The organism is Streptomyces sp. TSRI0281, assembly GCF_001905125.1.
In the GTDB taxonomy this organism is placed as follows: domain Bacteria; phylum Actinomycetota; class Actinomycetes; order Streptomycetales; family Streptomycetaceae; genus Streptomyces.
Genome location: NZ_LWLE01000004.1, coordinates 299624 through 317628, shown reverse-complemented (window position 1 = coordinate 317628; position 18005 = coordinate 299624). Strand labels below are relative to the sequence as shown.

The window sequence follows — 18005 nt, the reverse complement described above, 5'->3', positions numbered from 1 at the left end:
CGCAGAATTCCTAGTGCGGGGGGACCGTCCATGGGAGACGTACGGGTGGCGGCCATCGCCAGTCTCACGCCGCTCGAAGAGCTCGACGGCGATCCGTTCCTCGTCGACACCCGCGGCCAGCAGGCCATGTGCGCCCGCTGGGCGGCCGGCCGGGGGTACGTCATCACCCGGCAGCTCCGGGTCTACGGGCTGCGCCCCGACCACCACGCCCTGTGGAACGACATCGAGGACGGCCGGGTCGACCTGTTCGTGGCGCCCAACGACCGGGTGCTCGCCCGTGCGCTCACCTCGGTCCGGGACTTCACCGCGGAGTGTGAGCGGCGCGGCGTACGACTGGAGCTCGCCGGTCTGGACGAACCGGAGTACACCTCACGGTCGAAGGCCAGCGTCCACCGACGGCTCTCCATGCCCACCGCCGGTTACGACGGCTGTTGATCCGGCTCGTCGTTCCGGCTGTCCTGACCCGGCCGGGTCAGGACAGCCGCTGATCAGCCCGGCCGCCGCCCGTCGCCCCCGCCCGTCCGCACCGCGGCCCGTGGGCACCGCTGTGAAAGGCTGGGTCCGGGCCCACGACGGCCGGGCCCGGACATGAGGGGGAACGGCGTGGGTGACGGGCGATGGCGTACGGCCGGCAGAGCCCTGATGCGCGTGATCGCGGTGTGGGCGGTGTCGACCCTGACGATGCTGGTGCTCGCCGGGATTCTGCCCGACTTCCAGCTCCAGTCCGACGACGGCGACAGCATCACCAAGACCGCGTTCACCGCCGCCTGGGGCGCGGGCGCGTTCGGCCTGCTCTCCGCGCTGGTCTGGCCCGTCCTCGTCCGGGCGCTGCTCATCGTGCCCGCCCTCGTCCTCGGGATGCTGGTCTTCTTCCTCAACGGCTCCCTGTTGCTGATCGCGCTGCGGCTCATCCCGGACGGGCGCGGCGCGGCCGACCCGGAGACGGCGGTGGTCGTCGCCGCCGTCATGTCCGCCGTCGCCTCCGCGACCTCCACCGCCCTCGCGGTCCGGGACGACGACGCCTACCGGCGCAGGCTCTCCCGGCTCGCCGACCGGCGCCGCCGCCGCAGCGGCACGGCCGGTACCGCGGACGGCGGCCGCGGCGGACCGCCCGGCACCGTCTTCCTCCAGCTCGACGGCGTCGGCCATGACGTCCTGACCGGGGCGGCGGCCGACGGACTGATGCCGACCGTGGCCGGCTGGATCGCGGACGAGTCCGGCCACCGGCTCACCCCCTGGCGCACCGACTGGTCCAGCCAGACCGGCGCCAGCCAGCTCGCCATCCTGCACGGCAGCAACCACGACGTGCCCGCCTTCCGCTGGTACGAGAAGGAGACCGGCACCGTCATGGTCTCCAGCAGACCGGCGAGCGCCCTCGAAATGCAGCGCCGGGCCATCAGACGCACCCACGACGGCGGACTGCTCACCGTCGACGGCGCGAGCCGTGGCAACCTCTTCAGCGGCGGCGCCGACCAGCTCGCCCTCGTGCTCTCGATGGCCGCCCGGCGCGGCAAGGGGCGCCGGTCCCGCGCCGGGTACTTCGCGTACTTCTCCGACCCGGCCAACGCCGTCCGTACCGCCCTGTCCTTCGTCGCCGAGGTCTGCCGCGAGATCGGCCAGTCGACCAGGTCCCGGGTGCGCAAGGACACGCCCAGGATCAAGCGGGGCGGTCTCTACCCCTTCATCCGGGCGTTCGCGACCGTCGTGGAACGCGATGTGGTGGTCTCCGCCGTCATCGGCGACATGTTCGCCGGACGCACCGCCGTCTACGCCGACCTCGTCGCCTACGACGAGGTCGCCCATCACTCCGGGCCGCACAGCCGCGACGCGGAGAAGGTCCTCGAACGGCTCGACCGCTCCCTCGCCCTCATCGCGAAGGTCGCCGACCACACGCCGAGGACCTACCGGATCGTGCTGCTCTCCGACCACGGCCAGAGCCCGGGGGAGACGTTCGCCGGAACGTACGGGCTGACCCTCAAGGACCTCGTGCGCGCGGGCTGCGGGCTGCCCGTACCGCGCAGGGCGCAGCGCACCCGCAGTGCTTCGGAGGCGCGCGACGCGGTACGGATCGCGCTGCACCGCCCGGTGGAGGAGAAGGAGGCCGAACACCGTGCCAGGCCCTCCGACCCGATCGTGCTCGCCTCCGGCAACCTGGGGCTGCTGTCCTTCCCGGACATCGAGGGCCGTGCCTCGCGCGAACAGCTCGACCGCCGCCACCCCGCGCTGCTCAGCACGCTCGCCAACCATCCGGGGATCGGCTTCCTCCTCGTACGCAGCGAGGAACACGGCTCCGTGGTGCTGGGGCCGGGCGGGGCCGAGGTCCCGGTGCGGGAGCTGGTGGACGGGGCGGGGCCGCTGGCCGTCTTCGGCGCGGGTGCGGCGGCCGCGGTGCGGCGCACCGACACCTTCCCGCACGTCGCGGATGTGATGGTCAATTCGATGTACGACCCCGACACCGGCTTCGTCCACGCCTTCGAGGAGCAGATCGGCTCGCACGGCGGGCTGGGCGGTGAGCAGTCGCGCCCCTTCCTGCTGTGGCCGCGCGCCATGACGGACCCGCTGGACATCGTCGCCGCCGAGGCCGCCCACGGCACGCCCCCGTCGTCCGGGGGCGGCCTGGTGGGCGCCGAGACCGTGCACCGGGTACTGAGCCGTTGGCTGAGCGAGCTCTCGGGGCCGCAGGTGCCGTTGCGTTCGGAGGGTTTCACCGGTGCGGCGCGGGCGGACGAGCCCTTCCCGGGCACCGACGCCGGTGCGGGCACCGGCGCGCAATCCGGCACCGACTCCGGCTCCGACTCCGGCTCCGACTCCGGCTCCGACTCCGGCTCCGACTCCGGCTCCGACTCCGGCTCCGACTCCGGCTCCGACGGGGCGGTGCCCGGCAGTCCTGGCTGGGGCGAGCCCCGGGCCGGGTGATGTCCAGCCGGTGCGCGGGCCCGCGAAGTGGGCGCTGATCCGCTGCCGCAGATATTCCCCGGCGGTGATCGGCGGATAGCTGGAGCCGGGGCTCTCGATCACCACGTCATCGTTCGCCTGGGCGAAGAACGCCAGGTTGTAACGGGCGCCCTGGTATTCGTCCGGGCCCGGATCCCGCACCCGGTGGAAATTCGACGGCAGCCGGTCGTCGCTCCAGCGCATCAGCATGGCGCCGATGTTGCAGGTGATGGAATCCGCGGACGGCACGATCGGTGTCCATTCCTCGGCCTCCGCCTCCTTTCCCGGGCAGACCTGGAGACCGTCCTGCCCTTCCTGCTGGAACAGCAGGGTGAGACAGTCGAAATCGGTGTGCGCGCCAGCACGCCAGGTGTCCATGGAGCCGCGCGCACGGGCCGGGACCGCGAAATAGTGCAGCATGCGCAGAGTGCTGCGGTACGAATCCGCCGTCGGGTCGTGAGCGGCGTCGAAGAAGTCCCTGGCGAATCCCAGCCGGTCGGCGAAGCAGGACAGCACCCGCAGGGCGACCTGCCGGCACTGCGCCTCGAATTCCAGGACGGTCGTCCGGAATCCCGCGATCTCACTGTCGTCGGGCCAGAGCCCCGTCATGAGCGGGCGGGTGACCTGGTACGACTCCTTGGTGTCCGGAGTACCGATCGAAGGCCGTACCTGACTCCGGCTCTCCCAGCCGGAATTCGTTCCCTTCCGCAGCGGGTATGTGGCTTTGACTTCTTCGGGAAGGGCGAAGAACGCCCGTGCGGCGACGAACGCCACCTCGACATCGCTCTGTTCCCGTAGATCCGTCCATCGGGCGTTGTCAGTGGTGGGCGGCAGGATGGTGGCCATGACGAACTCAGCTGTTGTGCTCGCCGACGCGTCCTCCTACGCCGCCGCTGTCGAGCAGGCGTCGCAGGCCGCCGCCGCGTACTACGCCACGGGCGAGAGCCCGCTCGACGACGACGCGTACGACCGGCTGGCACGCGGGATCGCCGCCTACGAGGACGCGCACCCGCAGGAGGTGCTGGCAGCCTCGCCGACGGGCAAGGTCGCGGGTGGCGCGGCCGTCGGCGACATACCGCACACGGTGCCCATGCTGTCGTTGGACAACGTCTTCTCCGCCGAGCAGTTCGCCACCTGGACCGTCTCCCTGGAGCGGCGGATCGGCAGACCGGTGGCCGCCTGGAGCGTGGAGCCCAAGCTCGACGGCCTCGCCGTGGCCGCCCGGTACGAGCAGGGACGGCTCGACCGGCTGATCACCCGGGGCGACGGCACCGCGGGCGAGGACGTCTCGCACGCCATCGGTACGGTGCTCGGCCTCCCCGAGCGGCTCGACGCACCGGTCACCATCGAGGTGCGCGGCGAGATCCTCATGACGGACGAGCAGTTCGAACAGGCCAACACGGTGCGCACGGAACACGGCGGAGCCCCCTTCGCCAATCCGCGCAACGGGGCGGCCGGCACCCTGCGCGCCAAGGACCGGCCCTACCGGGTGGAGATGACCTTCTTCGCGTACGGGGCGCTCGCGCTGCCCGGTTCCGGGGAGCTGACCGACACCCTGGCCGAGCTGCCGCACAGCGAGGTCCTGGCGTACGTCGCCGGGCTCGGCGTGCACACGGCGGCGGACACGGAGGTCGCCCCGCGCACGGTCACCACGGTCGAGGCGGTGCAGTCGAGGGTGGCGGAGATCGGAGCTCTGCGGGCCACGCTGCCGTTCGGTATCGACGGCATCGTCATCAAGGCGGACCTCGCCGCCGACCAGCGCGAGGCCGGTTCCGGGACCCGGGCGCCGCGCTGGGCCATCGCGTACAAGCTTCCGGCCGTGGAGAAGGTCACCCGTCTCCTGGCCGTCGAGTGGAATGTGGGCCGCACCGGCATCATCGCGCCGCGTGCGGTGCTGGAGCCCGTGGAGATCGACGGGTCGACCGTCGGCTACGCCACCCTGCACAACCCCGCCGACATCACCCGCCGCGATCTGCGGCTCGGGGACCAGGTGATGGTCTACAAGGCGGGCGACATCATTCCGCGCATCGAAGCGCCCGTCGCGCATCTGCGGACCGGTGACGAGCAGCCGATCGAGTTCCCCGCGAGCTGCCCGCAGTGCGGCTCCGAGATCGACACGAGCGAGCAGCGCTGGCGCTGCACCCGGGGCCGTGACTGCCGGCTGGTCGCCTCCGTGTCCTATGCCGCCGGCCGCGACCAGCTCGACATCGAGGGACTGGGCGCCACCCGTGTCGTCCAGCTCGTCGACGCGGGGCTGGTCACCGATTTCGCCGACCTCTTCACCCTGGAGCGGGAGCAGTTGCTCGCCCTCGACCGGATGGGCGAGACCTCCACCGACAATCTGCTGGCCGCCATCGGGACGGCCCGGACCCGCCCGCTCTCCCGCGTCTTCTGCGCCCTGGGAGTACGGGGCACGGGACGTTCCATGTCCCGCCGGATCGCCCGCTACTTCGCGACCATGGACCGGATCGTCGCCGCCGATATCGAGACGCTCCAACTGGTCGACGGCATCGGCAAGGAGAAGGCGGCGGGCGTGGTCGCGGAGCTGGCGGAGCTGGCCCCGCTGATCGAGAAGCTGGTGAGCGCCGGAGTCAACATGACGGAGCCCGGCGCCACGCCGCCGCCGGAGCCCGGGACCGAGCAGCACGGGGAGGCGGACGGGGAAGCGGGCGCGCAGACCGCCGTCGCACCGTCGGACCTGCCGCTGGACGGGATGACCGTGGTGGTCACCGGGGCCATGACGGGCAGCCTGGAGAAGTTGTCCCGCAACCAGATGAACGAGCTGATCGAGCGGGCCGGCGGGAAGTCCTCCTCCAGCGTCTCCAAGCGCACGAGCCTTCTGGTCGCCGGGGAGAAGGCCGGATCGAAGCGCACCAAGGCGGAGGACCTGGGCGTCCGGATCGCGGCACCGGACGAATTCGCGGAACTGATCGCCTCGTTCCTGAGCGAGGAGGAATGAGGGCGCGGGTGCGGGTGCGCGTGCCGTAACACCCGATGATGCGTGTTCATGCCGCACGCAGATGACGCGTCACCGTGCCGCGCGTCACCGTGCCGCGCGTCACCGTGCCGCGCGTCCGGTGGCGGGCGTCCGGTGACAGGTCTCCGGTGGCGGGGCCTTCGAATGGGTAAGGAAGTGGCTTTCCTTGCCCCGGTATTGCATAGTGAGGGCTCGGTCATGCCTCGCTATCAGCGGGTCACTGGTGAGCGGACGGCTGTGGTGGCAGGCCGGGGGTGAGGAGCGATGAGTTCTTTGCGCGACGGACAGCGCTACGTCCGGCCCGTCCACCGGGAGACCCCGGCGATTCGGGCACCCCGCAACCACCCGTCACGCGGCAACCGGCCCGTCGCCACGCGGGGCCTCGCCCTCGACCTCGGCAGTTCCCGGACCCGTGCCTGGGTCCCCGGACACGGCCTCATGACCGACCCGGTCCCGGACGACGGATCCCTCCGGCCCGTCCGTCGCGGCCGTATCGTCGACCCCGAGTCCTGCGGCAGACTGCTCAGCCGTATCGCCGACGCCGCCCTCGGCACCGACCGCAGTGACAGCGTGATCGTGCTGAGCCACCCGGTCCTCGCCGGAGCCGAGCACCGTGCCGCGGCGCGCGAACTGCTCGCCGCGCTCGGTCCGACCGGTGTCGTCGTGCTCAACAGCGCCCGCGCCGCCGCGGCGTACGCCGGACCGCAGGACAGCGGCCCCCTGCTCGTCATCGACATGGGCGCCGAGCTGACCGAAGTGACCCTGCTCGTGGACGGCATGGTCGCCGACGCCCGCCAGGCCGAGTCGGGGCTCAGCGACCTGGACCCGGCCACGCTGCCCGCGGCCCTCGTCCGCACCGTGCTCGACATGATCATGTCCATGTGGCGGCAGGACCGGCACGGCACCGTCCTGGGAGCCCTGCGCAAGGGCCCGGTCCTTGCCGGAGGCGGCGCGCTGCGCCCCGACATCACCGACCGGCTCGCACTCCGCCTCGGGGTGCGGGTCCGTCTCGCCGACGACCCGTCGACCACCGTCGTACGCGGCGCCGGGCTGATCCTCAGCTCCGTGCTCCGCCACGCCGCCACCCCGGCCGTCCTGCCCGGCCCGCCCGGCCTGCCGGGGTGACCCCCTTCCCTGAGCCGCCACGGGAGAGCACACCCCGGCGCGGCCGACCGGACGCACCGGCCCGGCGGGCACGGCACGCCCTGGCCGCGCTGCTCCTCGCCGTCCTCACCCTGATCGGCGGCGGGCCCGCGGCCACCGGTGCCGCGATCCCGGTCCGCGCCCTCACGGGGCCGGCCCCCGTCGCCGCGTACGCCCCCGTCGCCCCCGCCCCCGCCCAGCACACCGACCGGACCGCACGGGCCGGCCAGATCCACGACACCCGCCGCTTCCGCGCCGGTGCGACCGGCGGCCACGACACCCGCACCGTCACCTCCGGTCAGGACCCCCGTCGCGGCCGGACCGTCGCGGCCACCGGCCGCGACCACCCCCGGGCCGCGGTCACCTCCGCCCCGCACCCCCGGGCGGGCCTCATCCGGGCCCAGGCACCGAACCACTCGCCGCCGCCCGCCCACAGCGCGCTGCCGCCCCGCACGCCGGTCCTGCCCGCACCGCGCGCCGCCACGCCACGCCGCGCCGAAGCCGCCTCCCGCGTACCCGACGGGAGCCCGTCCGGGCTCCCCGGCGTACGGGGTCCTCCCGGGACGGCAACCGGTCCGAGCACCGGTCACCGGTCCTGTCCCACAGACCTGCCGTCCCGTCCTCGCTGAGGTGAGGGCGGTAGACGCCCCACCGGAGGATTCCCATGACTCGCGCCACCACGGTGCGAGCGGTTCTGGCTGCCGCCGTACTGCTCGTCTCCGTGTTCATCACGCTGACCATGTCACCCAGACTCGGCCTCGATCTCCAGGGCGGCACCCGTATGGTGCTCCAGGCCAAGGACTCCGCCACGACCCGGGCGGACCGGGAGAGCACCGACCGCACCCTGGAGGTACTGCGCCAGCGCATCGACTCGCTCGGCGTCTCCGAACCGACCCTGACCCGTTCCGGCGAGGACCGGATCATCGTCGAACTCCCGGACGTCCAGGACCCGCGCCAGGCCGCCGAGGTGATCGGCAGAACCGCCCAGCTGAGCTTCCACGCCGTACAGGGACCGGGCGCCACGACCGATACCACCGCCGGGGAATCGAACTCCGAACCCGCCACCAAGGAACCCACCGCCGGGGAATCGAACTCCGCACCCACCGCCGGGGAATCCCTGACGCTGCCCGATGAGCAGGGCCGCCCGCTCGCCCTGGGGCCCGTGCAGCTCTCCGGCGCGGGCGTCAAGGACGCCACCGCCACCTTCGACGCCGAGGGGGGCGCCGGGTGGACCGTCTCGCTCGACTTCGAGAAGGGCGCGGGCCGGGAATGGACCCGGCTGACCGGTGAAGCCGCCTGCCACCCCGCCCAGGACGACCGGCGCAGGGTCGCCATCGTTCTCGACCAGCAGGTGATCTCCTCGCCGCAGGTCGACCCGTCGATCGGCTGTGACGTCGGACTCCCGTCCGGGACCACCCGGATCACCGGCTCCTTCAGCGCCGACGAGGCCCGCGACCTGGCCCTGCTCATCAAGGGCGGCGCACTCCCCGTACCCGTAGAGATCGTCGAACAGCGGACCGTGGGTCCGACGCTCGGTGCCGAGGCCATCGACGCCAGCGCCAAGGCGGCACTCATCGGAGCCGCCGCCACCGCGCTGTTCATCACCTTCGTCTACCGGCTCTTCGGAGCCCTCGCCGCCGTGGCCCTGGCCGCCTACGGGGTGATCTCGTACGCCGCACTGGTCGCGCTCGGCGTCACCCTCACCCTCCCCGGCCTCGCCGGATTCGTGCTCGCCATCGGCATGGCCGTCGACGCGAACGTCCTGGTCTTCGAGCGCGCCCGCGAGGAGTGCGCCGCCCGGCCGAACGGCTCCCTGCGCTCCGCGCTCACCGCCGGATTCCGCAACGCCTGGAGCGCGGTCGCCGACTCCAACGTGACCACACTGATCGCGGCGGGGCTCCTCTTCTTCCTCGGCTCGGGGCCGGTCAAGGGCTTCGGCGTCACCCTGGCCATCGGCGTCATCGCCTCGATGTTCTCCGCGCTCGTCATCGCCCGCGCGCTCACCGAGATCGCGGCGAACTCACGGTTCGTCAGCGACTACCGGGGCATCAACGGCATCGCACGCCCCGGCCGGGTACGGACCTGGCTGACCCGCCGCGATCCGAGGCTGTTCCGCTCGCCGCGCCGCTGGCTGCTGTTCTCCACGGCACTGATCGCCGTCGCGGTGCTCGGCATCTTGGTCCGCGGGGTCAACCTCGGCGTCGAGTTCACCGGTGGCCGTCTCGTCGAGTACTCCACCAGCCGCCCCGTCGACGTCGACACGGCCCGCACCACGCTGGCCGCCGCGGGCTTCGGCGACGCCGAGGTCACCACCGCGGGCGCGGGCGACCTCTCCGTACGCACCGGGAAGCTCGACAACGACGGGGAACACGCCCTGCGCGCCGCGCTCGCGGCCGAGGGCGGTGAGACCACGAAGGTGCGCGACGAACTGATCGGGCCCAGCCTCGGCGACGAGCTGCGGCGCAACGCGCTGATCGCCCTCGCGGTCGCCGTGTTCGTCCAGCTCGCCTATCTGGCGGTCCGGTTCCGCTGGACGTTCGCCGTCGCCTCGGTCGGGGCGCTCGTCCACGACGTGATCATCCTTGTCGGCGCCTTCGCCTGGCTGGGACGTACCGTCGACGGCATCTTCCTGGCCGCGCTGCTCACGGTCATCGGCTACTCGGTCAACGACTCGGTGGTGGTCTTCGACCGGGTACGGGAGCTGTGGGCCAAGAGCCCTCGCGCACCCCTGGCCACCGTCGCCGAACGGGCCGTCCTGCAGACCGTTCCCAGAACCGTGAACACCGGGATGGGCGCCCTGTTCATCCTGGCCGCGCTCGCGGTGCTGGGCGGCGACTCGCTCGCCGACTTCGCGCTCGCCCTGCTCATCGGTGTCTGCGTCGGTACGTACTCCTCGGTGCTCACCGCCGTGCCGGGCGCACTCGTGCTGGAGAAGGGCAGCAAGGCTCCGCCCCCGACCCGCGCGAAGGGCCGCCGCACGGCCCCGGCGGCACGCCGCGACCCGCTGGACAACGGCGCCCGGGTCTGACCCACCGCCGTCGGCCCGCCGTCTCCGGCACCGCCTGCGGCCCACCGCCTCCGATCCGGCCCGCCGCCTCCGATCCGGGTGCACCGCCCCCGCCGACCGCGGGGGCGGTGCGCGCGTCGGTCGCGGCGGACCGCAGGCCCGGCACGGACAATCCGGACCACCCCCAGTGATCGGAGCGTGCCCATGGCTGTCGTCCTGCGCGAGGCGTGGTCCATGGTCGTACCGGACCCGAACGGCCGGCACGGTCCCCTCCCGCCCGTGATGCTCGCCCTGACCTTCGTCACCGGACTCGTCGACGCGGTCAGCTATCTGCTCCTGGGCCGGGTCTTCGTCGCCAACATGACCGGCAACGTGGTCTTCTCCGGCTTCGCCTTCGCCGGAGCCCCCGGCTTCTCGCTGGCCGCCTCCCTGGTGGCGCTGGCCGCTTTCCTCGCCGGGGCACTGACGGGCGGCCTGCTCGTCCACCGCGCCCGCAACCACCGGGGCCGGATGCTTCAGTACGCGCTCCTGGCCGAGACCGTTCTCGTGGCGGCGGCGGCAGGCGTCACCCTGGTCTCCGGCACGCCGTACACGGGAGGGGTCAGGTTCGCCCTCATCGTGCTGCTCGGCCTCGGCCTCGGCGTGCAGAACGCGGCCTCCCGCGCGCTCGCGGTCCCCGACCTCACCACCACCGTGCTGACGCGCACACTCACCGGGGTCGCCTCGGACAGCCGTCCGGCCGGGGGAGGCGGGAGCCGGGCCGGACGGCGGATCCCGTCCGCCGCCGCGATGCTGCTCGGCGCCATGGCCGGAGCCGCCGCAGTCCTGCACGGCCGGCCGACACTGCCCTTGGTGCTGACCGTGGTGATCCTCGCCGCCGCGAGCACGGTGGCGACGGTACTGGCCCGCAGCGACGCCCCCTGGACCGCGACGCTCAAAAAGTGAGGGAGTGCAGATACGCGGCGGTCTCCCGGTCGGCGGGCAGGAACGTCTCGATGGCCAGCTCGGCGACCGTCACATCCATCGGCGTGTTGAACGTCGCGATGGAGGAGATGAACGACAGCACCCGCCCTTCGTGCTCGACCATCATCGGCAGCGCGAACGCCGCCCGCCCGACCCCGGCCGGCTGCGGGCCGGAGGTGTACCCGCCCCGCCCGCCGGCACCCCACTCGGGCGGCGGATAGGCGGCGACCTCCTCGTGCAGGGCCCGCAGTTCCGGCGAACGGACCAGGGCGATCTGGCGCTCCATCTGCGCGAGCAGATCCGCCCGCCACTCCGGCAGATTCACGATGCGCGGGGCGAGACCCTCCGGATGCAGGGTGATCCGCATGGCGTTCGGCGGAGGGGTGAGCAGATGCTCGGCCACCCCCGCCATCAGCAGCGAGCTGGCCCGGTTGGCGGCCACCACGGTGTACATGCCGTCCAGGACGAGGGCCGGATAGGGGTCGTAGCACTGGAGCAGCCGCTCCATGCCCTCGCGCAGCGCGCCCATCGACGGGTCGTCCAGCGCGGTCTCGGTGTACCGGGGCGCGTATCCGGCCACCACGAGCAGGGCGTTGCGTTCCCGGACGGGGACGTCGAGGTGTTCGGCCAGCCGCAGGACCATCTCCTCGCTGGGCCGGGAGCGGCCCGTCTCGATGAACGAGATGTGCCGGGCCGAGGAGTCCGCGCGCAGGGCCAGCTCCAACTGGCTGATCCGCCGCTGTTGCCGCCAGCCTCGCAGCAGCGGCCCCACTCCCGTGTCACGCGCGACAGTTGTCATACGCAGACCGTAACGTCACCCGCACTGCCGGACCGTCCGTTGATCCACTTCGTGATGCAGGGAGCCGTTCCATGCCCGCCGAACCGCTGTCGCCCTCTGAGATCGAGACCCGGCTGCGTACGCTGCCCGGCTGGGCGCGGGAAGGGGGCCGGATCACCCGTACCTACCGGCTGCCCTCCCACTTCGCCGCCGCGGCCCTGACCGTCCATGTCGCGCAGATCCAGGAGGAGCTCGGGCACCACTCCGATCTGACGCTCGGCTACAACACCGTCGCCCTGTCCGTGAACACCCATGACGCGGGCGGCGCGATCACGGAGAATGACCTGGCGCTCGCAGCCCGGGTGGCGGCAGCGGCTCCGGCGCACGGCGCGGAGTAGGACCGCAACTCGGTTCCGGGCTCTCAGGCCACCGTGCCGAACGCCGGATGCGCGGCGAGCCACGTCGCGTAGTCCGGGCTGCGCGACACCGCCTCCGCGTACGCCGACCGGGTCAGCCCGCTCACCGCTCCCGCGGCGGCGTCCGCGGCGGGAGAGCGGGGATGCCAGCCCAGCAGATGGCGCCAGCTCAGCGGTGAACCGGTGATCGGCCGGGTCACCAGGCCGGGCGTCGGCGGGAACGTCGCCCGGCACAGTCCGATCGCCCGCCCCACCTGCACCAGGTGGACGACGGAGGACGTGTCCGTCTCGTACACCGACACCGGGGTGAAGCCCGCCCGTGCGCAGGCCGCGGCGAAGCAGTCCGCGAAACAGCCGTCGCCCGGCACATCGGCCCAGCACTCGCCGGCCAGCGCGGCCAGGCCCAGTTCCGGCTCGCCCGCCAGCGGATGGTTTTCCGGCAGCATCACGAACACCGGGTCGACGCCGACGACCTGCCAGACCAGGCGGTCGGCCATCGGCGGCGGGCTCTCGCCGCAGGCCCCGATCAGAGCGAAGTCCAGCCGTCCGTCGATGACGAGCGAGGCGATCTCGGCCACCGACCACGAGGTGTACGTGGACACCGGCGTGGACGGGTGCGCGGTGGCGAGCCGGTCGACGAGACCGCCGAGCAACGGTCCATGCGTCCCGCCGAGCCGGAACCGGTCCATGGTCCCCGTCGCATTGGCGAACCGCACCGCCTCCGCCTGTAGCTCGCTCACCGCGGGCAGTACCACCCTCGCCCGTTCGAGTACCAGCTCACCGAGCGGGGTCGGCCGGGCGCCCGTGTGGTCCCGCTCGAAGAGCACGCCGCCGAGAGCCTTCTCGATCCGCCGCAGCTGAGCGCTCAGGGCGGGCTGCGCGAGCCCGAGCGCTGCGGCAGCCTTGGTGAGGCTGCCGGTGTCGGCGATGGCACGTACGGTCCGTAGATGGCGCAACTCCAGCTCCATAACGGCAAGTTATGGGTCCGGAGGCCCACCGGCAATACGCCCGCCGGGAAAGCCGCCCGGGGCCCGGCGGGTGCCGATTTGCCGAAGCGGCAACAGGAGTGGCCGGGAGAGCAATTCTCGGGAAGGCTGGTGCCCATGAGCGATCACGCCGGGCACGGCCATCACGAGCAGTCGCACGCGCAGCCGCATTCGGGTACGCGGCCGCACGCGCACGCGCATGACACCACGGACTTCGACTGGGACGCGATGGGTCCCCGGCTGGAGCGGGAGGCCGAGCTCAGCGGCCCGCAGTACGAGGAGGCGGCCCGCTGGATCGCCTCGCTGCCCGACGCCCCGACCGTGCGCCGCGTCCTCGACATCGGGAGCGGCCCGGGTGTGGTCGCCTGCCTGCTGGCCGAGGTGTTCCCCGAGGCGGAGGTCGTCGCCGTGGATGCCACCCCGGCACTCCTGGAGCGGGCGGCCGCCCGTGCCCGGCGACTGGGAGTGGGCGAACGTTTCCGCACGCTGGAGGCCGAACTCCCGGACGGTATCTCCCGGTTGGGCGAGGCCGATCTGATCTGGGCGGGCAACTCCCTGCACCACATGGGCGACCAGCGCGCCGTTCTGGCCGGCTTCGCCGAGGTCCTGCGGCCCGGCGGAACGGTGGCGCTCGTCGAGGGCGGGCTTCCCACGCGGCGGCTGCCCCGGGACATCGGCATCGGCCGGCCCGGCCTGGAGGCCAGGCTGGACGCGGTCTCGACGGAGTGGTTCCAGCAGATGCGGGTCGAGCTGCCGGACGCGAAGCGCGAGACCGAGGACTGGAACGCCCTGTTCGGTGCGGTGGGACTGACGCCGAACGGTACCCGCAGCTTCCTCCTCGACCTGCCGGCCCCGCTCTCCGCCCAGGCCCGTGAGCACGTCGTGGATACCTTCACCCGGGCGCGCGAGGCGTTCGGTGACCGGCTCGACGCCGACGACGTCGCCGTACTCGACCGGCTGCTCGATCCCCAGGACCCGGCCGGACTGCACCACCGGTCCGATGCCTACCTGCTCACCGCCCGTACGGTCCAGCTGGCCCGGCGCGGCTGAGCCGAGGGGCCGGGGCTGGGGGAGCGGGGCCGGGGCAGGGCGAGGGGGACGGTCAGGGCGCCACGGCCTCCAACTGCCACCACTGGGAGGGGGAGTCGGTGTCCTCCCACTGCTGGATCCTGCCCCCGGCCTCTGCCGATCCGTCGGCGACTTCGAGGACGAGCCCGCTGATGAAGCTGACCAGGGTCACCGTGCCCGGCGCCTCCAGGTGCTGTTCGATCAGCCATTCCTGGGCGCCGTAGTTGTTGGCCCTCCACTGCTGGATGGTCGCGCCGTTCTCCGTGGAGGCGTTGGCGACGTCCAGCCGCTTGCCGCTGTGCGCGTTGACCAGGTGGTGGAGCGCGGCACCCTCGTGCACCGGGGACAGCTGCCAGAGCTGCGCGGCCGACCCGCTCTCCGCACCCTGGAGGACCGGGGCGCCGCCGCCCTTGGCCGCGCCGTACACCTCCAGCAGCAGCCCGCTGCCGACGTTGCGCAGACGGTACAGACCGGCCTCGACGACGGGCGCGGCGTCCCTGCTCATGCTCTGGTTCTCCTTCGGCGAGGTGCGACGACTGCGGGGTACGACGGCGGCGGGGGTACGACGGCGCCCCCACCGTCAGCACGGTGGGGGCGCCGGAAAAGAATCCGGAACGAACGGGTGCGGCTCAGGCGCCGTAGTTGAACTCGGCCGGGTCCGGGCCGAGGCGCTTGCCCTCGTCCAGGGCGGCGAACGCGGCGAGGTCGTCGGCGTCCAGCTCGAAGCCGAACACATCGAGGTTCTCCACGATCCGCGACGGGGTCACGGACTTCGGGATCACCACGTTGCCCGTCTGGATGTGCCAGCGCAGCACGGCCTGGGCGGGGGTGCGGCCGTGCTTCTGTGCGACCGCCACGACCGTCGGGACCTCCAGGAGGCCCTTGCCCTGGCCCAGCGGCGACCACGCCTCGGTGGCGATGCCGTGCTCGGCGTGCAGCGCGCGGGACTCCGCCTGCTGGAGCTGCGGGTGGAGCTCGATCTGGTTGATCACCGGGACCACGGAGGTCTCGCCGAGCAGCCGGTCGAGGTGCTCCGGCAGGAAGTTCGACACGCCGATGGCCTTGGCGCGGCCGTCCGCGTAGATCGTCTCCAGGGCCTTGTACGTGTCCACATACCGGTCGGTGGCGGGCAGCGGCCAGTGGATCAGGTACAGGTCGACGTAGTCCAGACCGAGCTTGTCGAGCGAGGCGTCGAAGGCGCGCAGCGTGGAGTCGTAACCCTGCTCGCTGTTCCACAGCTTCGTGGTGACGAAGAGCTCTTCACGGGCGACCCCGGAGGCGGCGATGGCCTTGCCGGTGCCCACCTCGTTCTCGTAGATCGCGGCGGTGTCGATACTCCGGTACCCGGATTCGATGGCCGTGGCGACCGCCTTCGCGGCCTCGTCGTCCGGCACCTGCCAGACACCGAAACCGAGCTGCGGCATTTCGAGGCCGTTGTTGAGGGTGATGGAGGGGACCTGGCTCACGAGCGGTCGATCCTTACGTCGTCGGTTGGTACTCCTGACGTCAACGATCAGCTCGGCCGAAGCATTCCCCGACGGGGACCCGCCCGTCCCCCGTACAGACACCGGACCATTCCCCCGACGAGCGCCCACGCGTCCCCCGTACACCGGTCCATTCCCCGGCGGGCGCCCACGAGTCCTCCGTACGGACGTCGGTCCCGGCTCCCGCCGGGCGGCGGCGTCAGCCGTACAGCGCGTCCATCTCGACCGCGTACGCCGCCTCGACCGCCTTGCGCTTGAGCTTCAGCGAAGGGGTCAGCAGACCGGCTTCCTCGGTGAACTGGTGCGCCAGAATCCGGAACGTACGGATCGACTCCGCCTGCGACACCGCCGTGTTGGCGGCCACCACCGCCCGGCGCACCTCCCGCTCCAGGTCCGGGTCCCGCACCAGTTCCATCCCGCTCAGCGGGGACCGGCCCCGCATGGCGAGCCAGTGGTCCACCGACTCCTGGTCCAAGGTCACCAGCGCCGCGATGTAGGGGCGGTCGTTGCCGACGACGATGCACTGCGCGACCAGCGGATGCGCCCGCACCCGCTCCTCCAGACCGGCCGGGGACACGCTCTTGCCGCCCGACGTCACCAGGATCTCCTTCTTCCGCCCGGTGATCGTCAGATAGCCGTCCTCGTCCAGTGCGCCGATGTCCCCCGTGGCGAGCCAGCCGTCGTTCAGTACGGCGCGGGTGGACTCCGGATCGCCCAGATAGCCGGAGAAGACGTTGGCGCCGTGCACCCACACCTCGCCGTCCTCGGCGATGTGCACCGTGGTGCCCGGGATCGGCAGGCCGACCGTGCCGTAGCGGGTGCGCTCGGGCGGATTGGCCGTCGCCGCCGCCGTCGACTCGGTGAGCCCGTACCCCTCGAAGACCGTCATGCCCGCACCCTCGAAGAACAGCCCGAGCCGGCGCTCCATGCCCGAGCCGCCCGACATCGCGTGCCGCACCCGGCCGCCCATGGCGTCACGGACCTTCTTGTAGACGACCTTGTCGAAGAACTGGTGCTGCATCCGCAGCCCGGCGGACGGCCCCGGGCCCTTCCCGAACGCCCGCTCCTCCAGCGCCTCGGCGTACTTCACCGCGATCTCGACGGCCTTGCCGAACGCCCCGGCGCGGCCTTCCGCCTCCGCCCTGCGGCGGGCGCCGTTGAAGACCTTCTCGAAGATGTACGGCACCGCCAGGATGAACGTCGGCCGGAACGTCAACAGGTCCGGCATCAGCGCGGACGCCGACAGCTCCGGCTGATGGCCGAGCTTCACCCGGCCCCGGACCGCCGCGATCTCCACCATGCGGCCGAAGACATGCGCCAGCGGGAGAAAGAGGAGGGTGGACGCCTCGTCGCCCGCCTTGGAGTGGAACACCGGCTCCCAGCGGCTGACCATGGTGTCGGTCTCGAACATGAGGTGGGCATGGGTGATCACGCACCCCTTGGGGCGGCCCGTCGTCCCGGAGGTGTAGATCACGGTCGCCACGGACTCGGGCGTCACCGCACGCCGGTGCCGGTGCACCACCTCGTCGTCGATCTCGGCGCCCGCCGCCATCAGCCCGGTCACCGCGTCGGCGTCCAGCTGCCACAGCCGCTTGAGATGCGGCAGCCGGTCGATCACCGAACCGACCGTCATGGCGTGGTCCTCGTGTTCGACCATCACGGCCGCGACCTCGGCGTCGTGCAGCATCCACAGCACCTGCTCGGCCGACGACGTGGGATAGACGGGCACCGACTGGGCGCCGATCGACCAGAGCGCGAAGTCGAACAGCGTCCACTCGTACCGCGTACGGGACATCAGGGCGACCCGGTCACCGAACCGGACGCCGTGGGCGATCAGCCCCTTGGCCAGGGCCAGCACCTCGTCGCGGAAGACCGCGGAGGTGACATCGCGCCACTGTCCGGACGCGTCCTTGCGGCCGAGGGCGACCCGGTGCGGGTCGTCCTCCGCGTAATCGAATACCACGTCGGCGAGACCGCCGACTAGAGGCGCCGCCGCCATGGGTGGGACAGTGAACTCGCGCAAATGACCTGCTCCTCCGGCACTCCGCACAGCGCCGCGACGCTACCCCACGGAACGCGCCTGCGGGAGGGGTGGAAGTCTGCGTAAAACGTGCCATCTGCACAGGTCAACCGTCGAAATCCGGCCAGATGGGCAAGGCTCGGGCGCACTTCTGACCGCGGAGTAAGTGGCTCGCGCGGGAATCTCCACCGAATCTGAACGCTGCGATCACTCCCGCTCTACGCCGGTA

At 72.2% G+C, this 18005-nt stretch carries 14 protein-coding genes and 1 pseudogene; 9 read left to right on the top strand and 6 right to left on the bottom strand.

Annotation, left to right across the window (positions count from 1 at the left end):
• Positions 1-30: 30 nt before the first annotated feature.
• Together A6A29_RS11345 and A6A29_RS11340 are read left to right on the top strand one after the other, a co-directional pair.
• Positions 31-435 (top strand): hypothetical protein, encoded by a 405-nt coding sequence (locus tag A6A29_RS11345; protein WP_073719894.1) that lies wholly within the window; start codon positions 31-33, stop codon positions 433-435.
• A gap of 207 nt (positions 436-642) precedes the next feature.
• Complete coding sequence (locus A6A29_RS11340; RefSeq protein ID WP_079182696.1) at positions 643-2916, top strand: phage holin family protein; 2274 nt, start codon at positions 643-645, stop codon at positions 2914-2916.
• A gap of 177 nt (positions 2917-3093) precedes the next feature.
• Here A6A29_RS11340 and A6A29_RS46385 read toward each other — a convergent pair.
• Positions 3094-3312: pseudogene (locus A6A29_RS46385) on the bottom strand (2OG-Fe(II) oxygenase family protein); the annotation flags it as partial.
• A gap of 466 nt (positions 3313-3778) precedes the next feature.
• Here A6A29_RS46385 and ligA point away from each other — a divergent pair.
• The 5 genes from ligA (at position 3779) to A6A29_RS11305 (ending at position 11006) form a co-directional block, all read left to right on the top strand.
• Complete coding sequence (gene ligA / locus A6A29_RS11325; RefSeq protein WP_073719892.1) at positions 3779-5893, top strand: NAD-dependent DNA ligase LigA; 2115 nt, start codon at positions 3779-3781, stop codon at positions 5891-5893.
• A gap of 282 nt (positions 5894-6175) precedes the next feature.
• Positions 6176-7036, top strand: a complete 861-nt coding sequence (locus A6A29_RS11320) for a rod shape-determining protein (protein ID WP_107468186.1) — start codon at positions 6176-6178, stop codon at positions 7034-7036.
• Positions 7033-7683, top strand: a complete 651-nt coding sequence (locus A6A29_RS11315) for a hypothetical protein (protein ID WP_079182695.1) — start codon at positions 7033-7035, stop codon at positions 7681-7683. The genes A6A29_RS11320 and A6A29_RS11315 overlap by 4 nt, the downstream gene beginning before the upstream one ends.
• Positions 7684-7718: 35 nt before the next feature.
• Positions 7719-10082 carry a protein translocase subunit SecD gene (gene secD / locus A6A29_RS11310; protein ID WP_073719891.1) on the top strand — a complete coding sequence of 788 codons (2364 nt, stop codon included), beginning with the start codon at positions 7719-7721 and terminating at the stop codon, positions 10080-10082.
• Between the two features lie 183 nt (positions 10083-10265).
• The gene (locus A6A29_RS11305) at positions 10266-11006 is read left to right on the top strand and encodes a YoaK family protein (protein ID WP_073719890.1); all 741 of its coding nucleotides are present in this window, start codon (positions 10266-10268) and stop codon (positions 11004-11006) included.
• Here the strand turns inward: A6A29_RS11305 and A6A29_RS11300 are convergent.
• A complete protein-coding gene (locus tag A6A29_RS11300; protein WP_073719889.1) occupies positions 10996-11823 on the bottom strand; it encodes a helix-turn-helix domain-containing protein in 828 nt (275 codons plus the stop codon). The two genes, A6A29_RS11305 and A6A29_RS11300, sit on opposite strands and share 11 nt — an antisense overlap.
• 71 nt (positions 11824-11894) lie before the next feature.
• Here A6A29_RS11300 and A6A29_RS11295 point away from each other — a divergent pair, with 71 nt between their 5' ends.
• Positions 11895-12200, top strand: a complete 306-nt coding sequence (locus A6A29_RS11295) for a 4a-hydroxytetrahydrobiopterin dehydratase (RefSeq protein ID WP_073719888.1) — start codon at positions 11895-11897, stop codon at positions 12198-12200.
• Between the two features lie 23 nt (positions 12201-12223).
• Here A6A29_RS11295 and A6A29_RS11290 read toward each other — a convergent pair whose 3' ends face one another.
• Positions 12224-13186: a LysR family transcriptional regulator gene (locus A6A29_RS11290; protein WP_073719887.1), complete on the bottom strand. Its 963-nt coding sequence runs from the start codon at positions 13184-13186 to the stop codon at positions 12224-12226.
• A gap of 135 nt (positions 13187-13321) precedes the next feature.
• Here A6A29_RS11290 and A6A29_RS11285 point away from each other — a divergent pair, with 135 nt between their 5' ends.
• Positions 13322-14254, top strand: coding sequence for a class I SAM-dependent methyltransferase (locus A6A29_RS11285; protein WP_073719886.1), 933 nt, complete (start codon positions 13322-13324; stop codon positions 14252-14254).
• 52 nt (positions 14255-14306) lie between these two features.
• Here the strand turns inward: A6A29_RS11285 and A6A29_RS11280 are convergent, their stop codons facing one another.
• The 3 genes from A6A29_RS11280 to A6A29_RS11270 all read right to left on the bottom strand — a co-directional run bounded on the left by A6A29_RS11280 (position 14307) and on the right by A6A29_RS11270 (position 17755).
• A complete protein-coding gene (locus A6A29_RS11280) occupies positions 14307-14777 on the bottom strand; it encodes an RICIN domain-containing protein (protein ID WP_073719885.1) in 471 nt (156 codons plus the stop codon).
• A gap of 124 nt (positions 14778-14901) precedes the next feature.
• Complete coding sequence (locus A6A29_RS11275) at positions 14902-15738, bottom strand: aldo/keto reductase (protein ID WP_073719884.1); 837 nt, start codon at positions 15736-15738, stop codon at positions 14902-14904.
• Positions 15739-15955: 217 nt separating this feature from the next.
• Entirely contained in the window at positions 15956-17755 is a 1800-nt protein-coding gene (locus A6A29_RS11270; protein ID WP_073719883.1) for an AMP-dependent synthetase/ligase, read from the bottom strand.
• Between the last annotated feature and the right edge of the window lie 250 nt (positions 17756-18005).

Bases quoted from the DNA above. Each gene is read 5' to 3' on its own strand.
- A6A29_RS11345 (WP_073719894.1), top strand. From the start codon at position 31: ATGGGAGACGTACGGGTGGCGGCCATCGCCAGTCTCACGCCGCTCGAA.
- A6A29_RS11340 (WP_079182696.1), top strand. From the start codon at position 643: ATGCGCGTGATCGCGGTGTGGGCGGTGTCGACCCTGACGATGCTGGTG.
- ligA (WP_073719892.1), top strand. From the start codon at position 3,779: ATGACGAACTCAGCTGTTGTGCTCGCCGACGCGTCCTCCTACGCCGCC.
- A6A29_RS11320 (WP_107468186.1), top strand. From the start codon at position 6,176: ATGAGTTCTTTGCGCGACGGACAGCGCTACGTCCGGCCCGTCCACCGG.
- secD (WP_073719891.1), top strand. From the start codon at position 7,719: ATGACTCGCGCCACCACGGTGCGAGCGGTTCTGGCTGCCGCCGTACTG.
- A6A29_RS11305 (WP_073719890.1), top strand. From the start codon at position 10,266: ATGGCTGTCGTCCTGCGCGAGGCGTGGTCCATGGTCGTACCGGACCCG.
- A6A29_RS11300 (WP_073719889.1), bottom strand. From the start codon at position 11,823: ATGACAACTGTCGCGCGTGACACGGGAGTGGGGCCGCTGCTGCGAGGC.
- A6A29_RS11295 (WP_073719888.1), top strand. From the start codon at position 11,895: ATGCCCGCCGAACCGCTGTCGCCCTCTGAGATCGAGACCCGGCTGCGT.
- A6A29_RS11290 (WP_073719887.1), bottom strand. From the start codon at position 13,186: ATGGAGCTGGAGTTGCGCCATCTACGGACCGTACGTGCCATCGCCGAC.
- A6A29_RS11285 (WP_073719886.1), top strand. From the start codon at position 13,322: ATGAGCGATCACGCCGGGCACGGCCATCACGAGCAGTCGCACGCGCAG.
- A6A29_RS11280 (WP_073719885.1), bottom strand. From the start codon at position 14,777: ATGAGCAGGGACGCCGCGCCCGTCGTCGAGGCCGGTCTGTACCGTCTG.
- A6A29_RS11270 (WP_073719883.1), bottom strand. From the start codon at position 17,755: ATGGCGGCGGCGCCTCTAGTCGGCGGTCTCGCCGACGTGGTATTCGAT.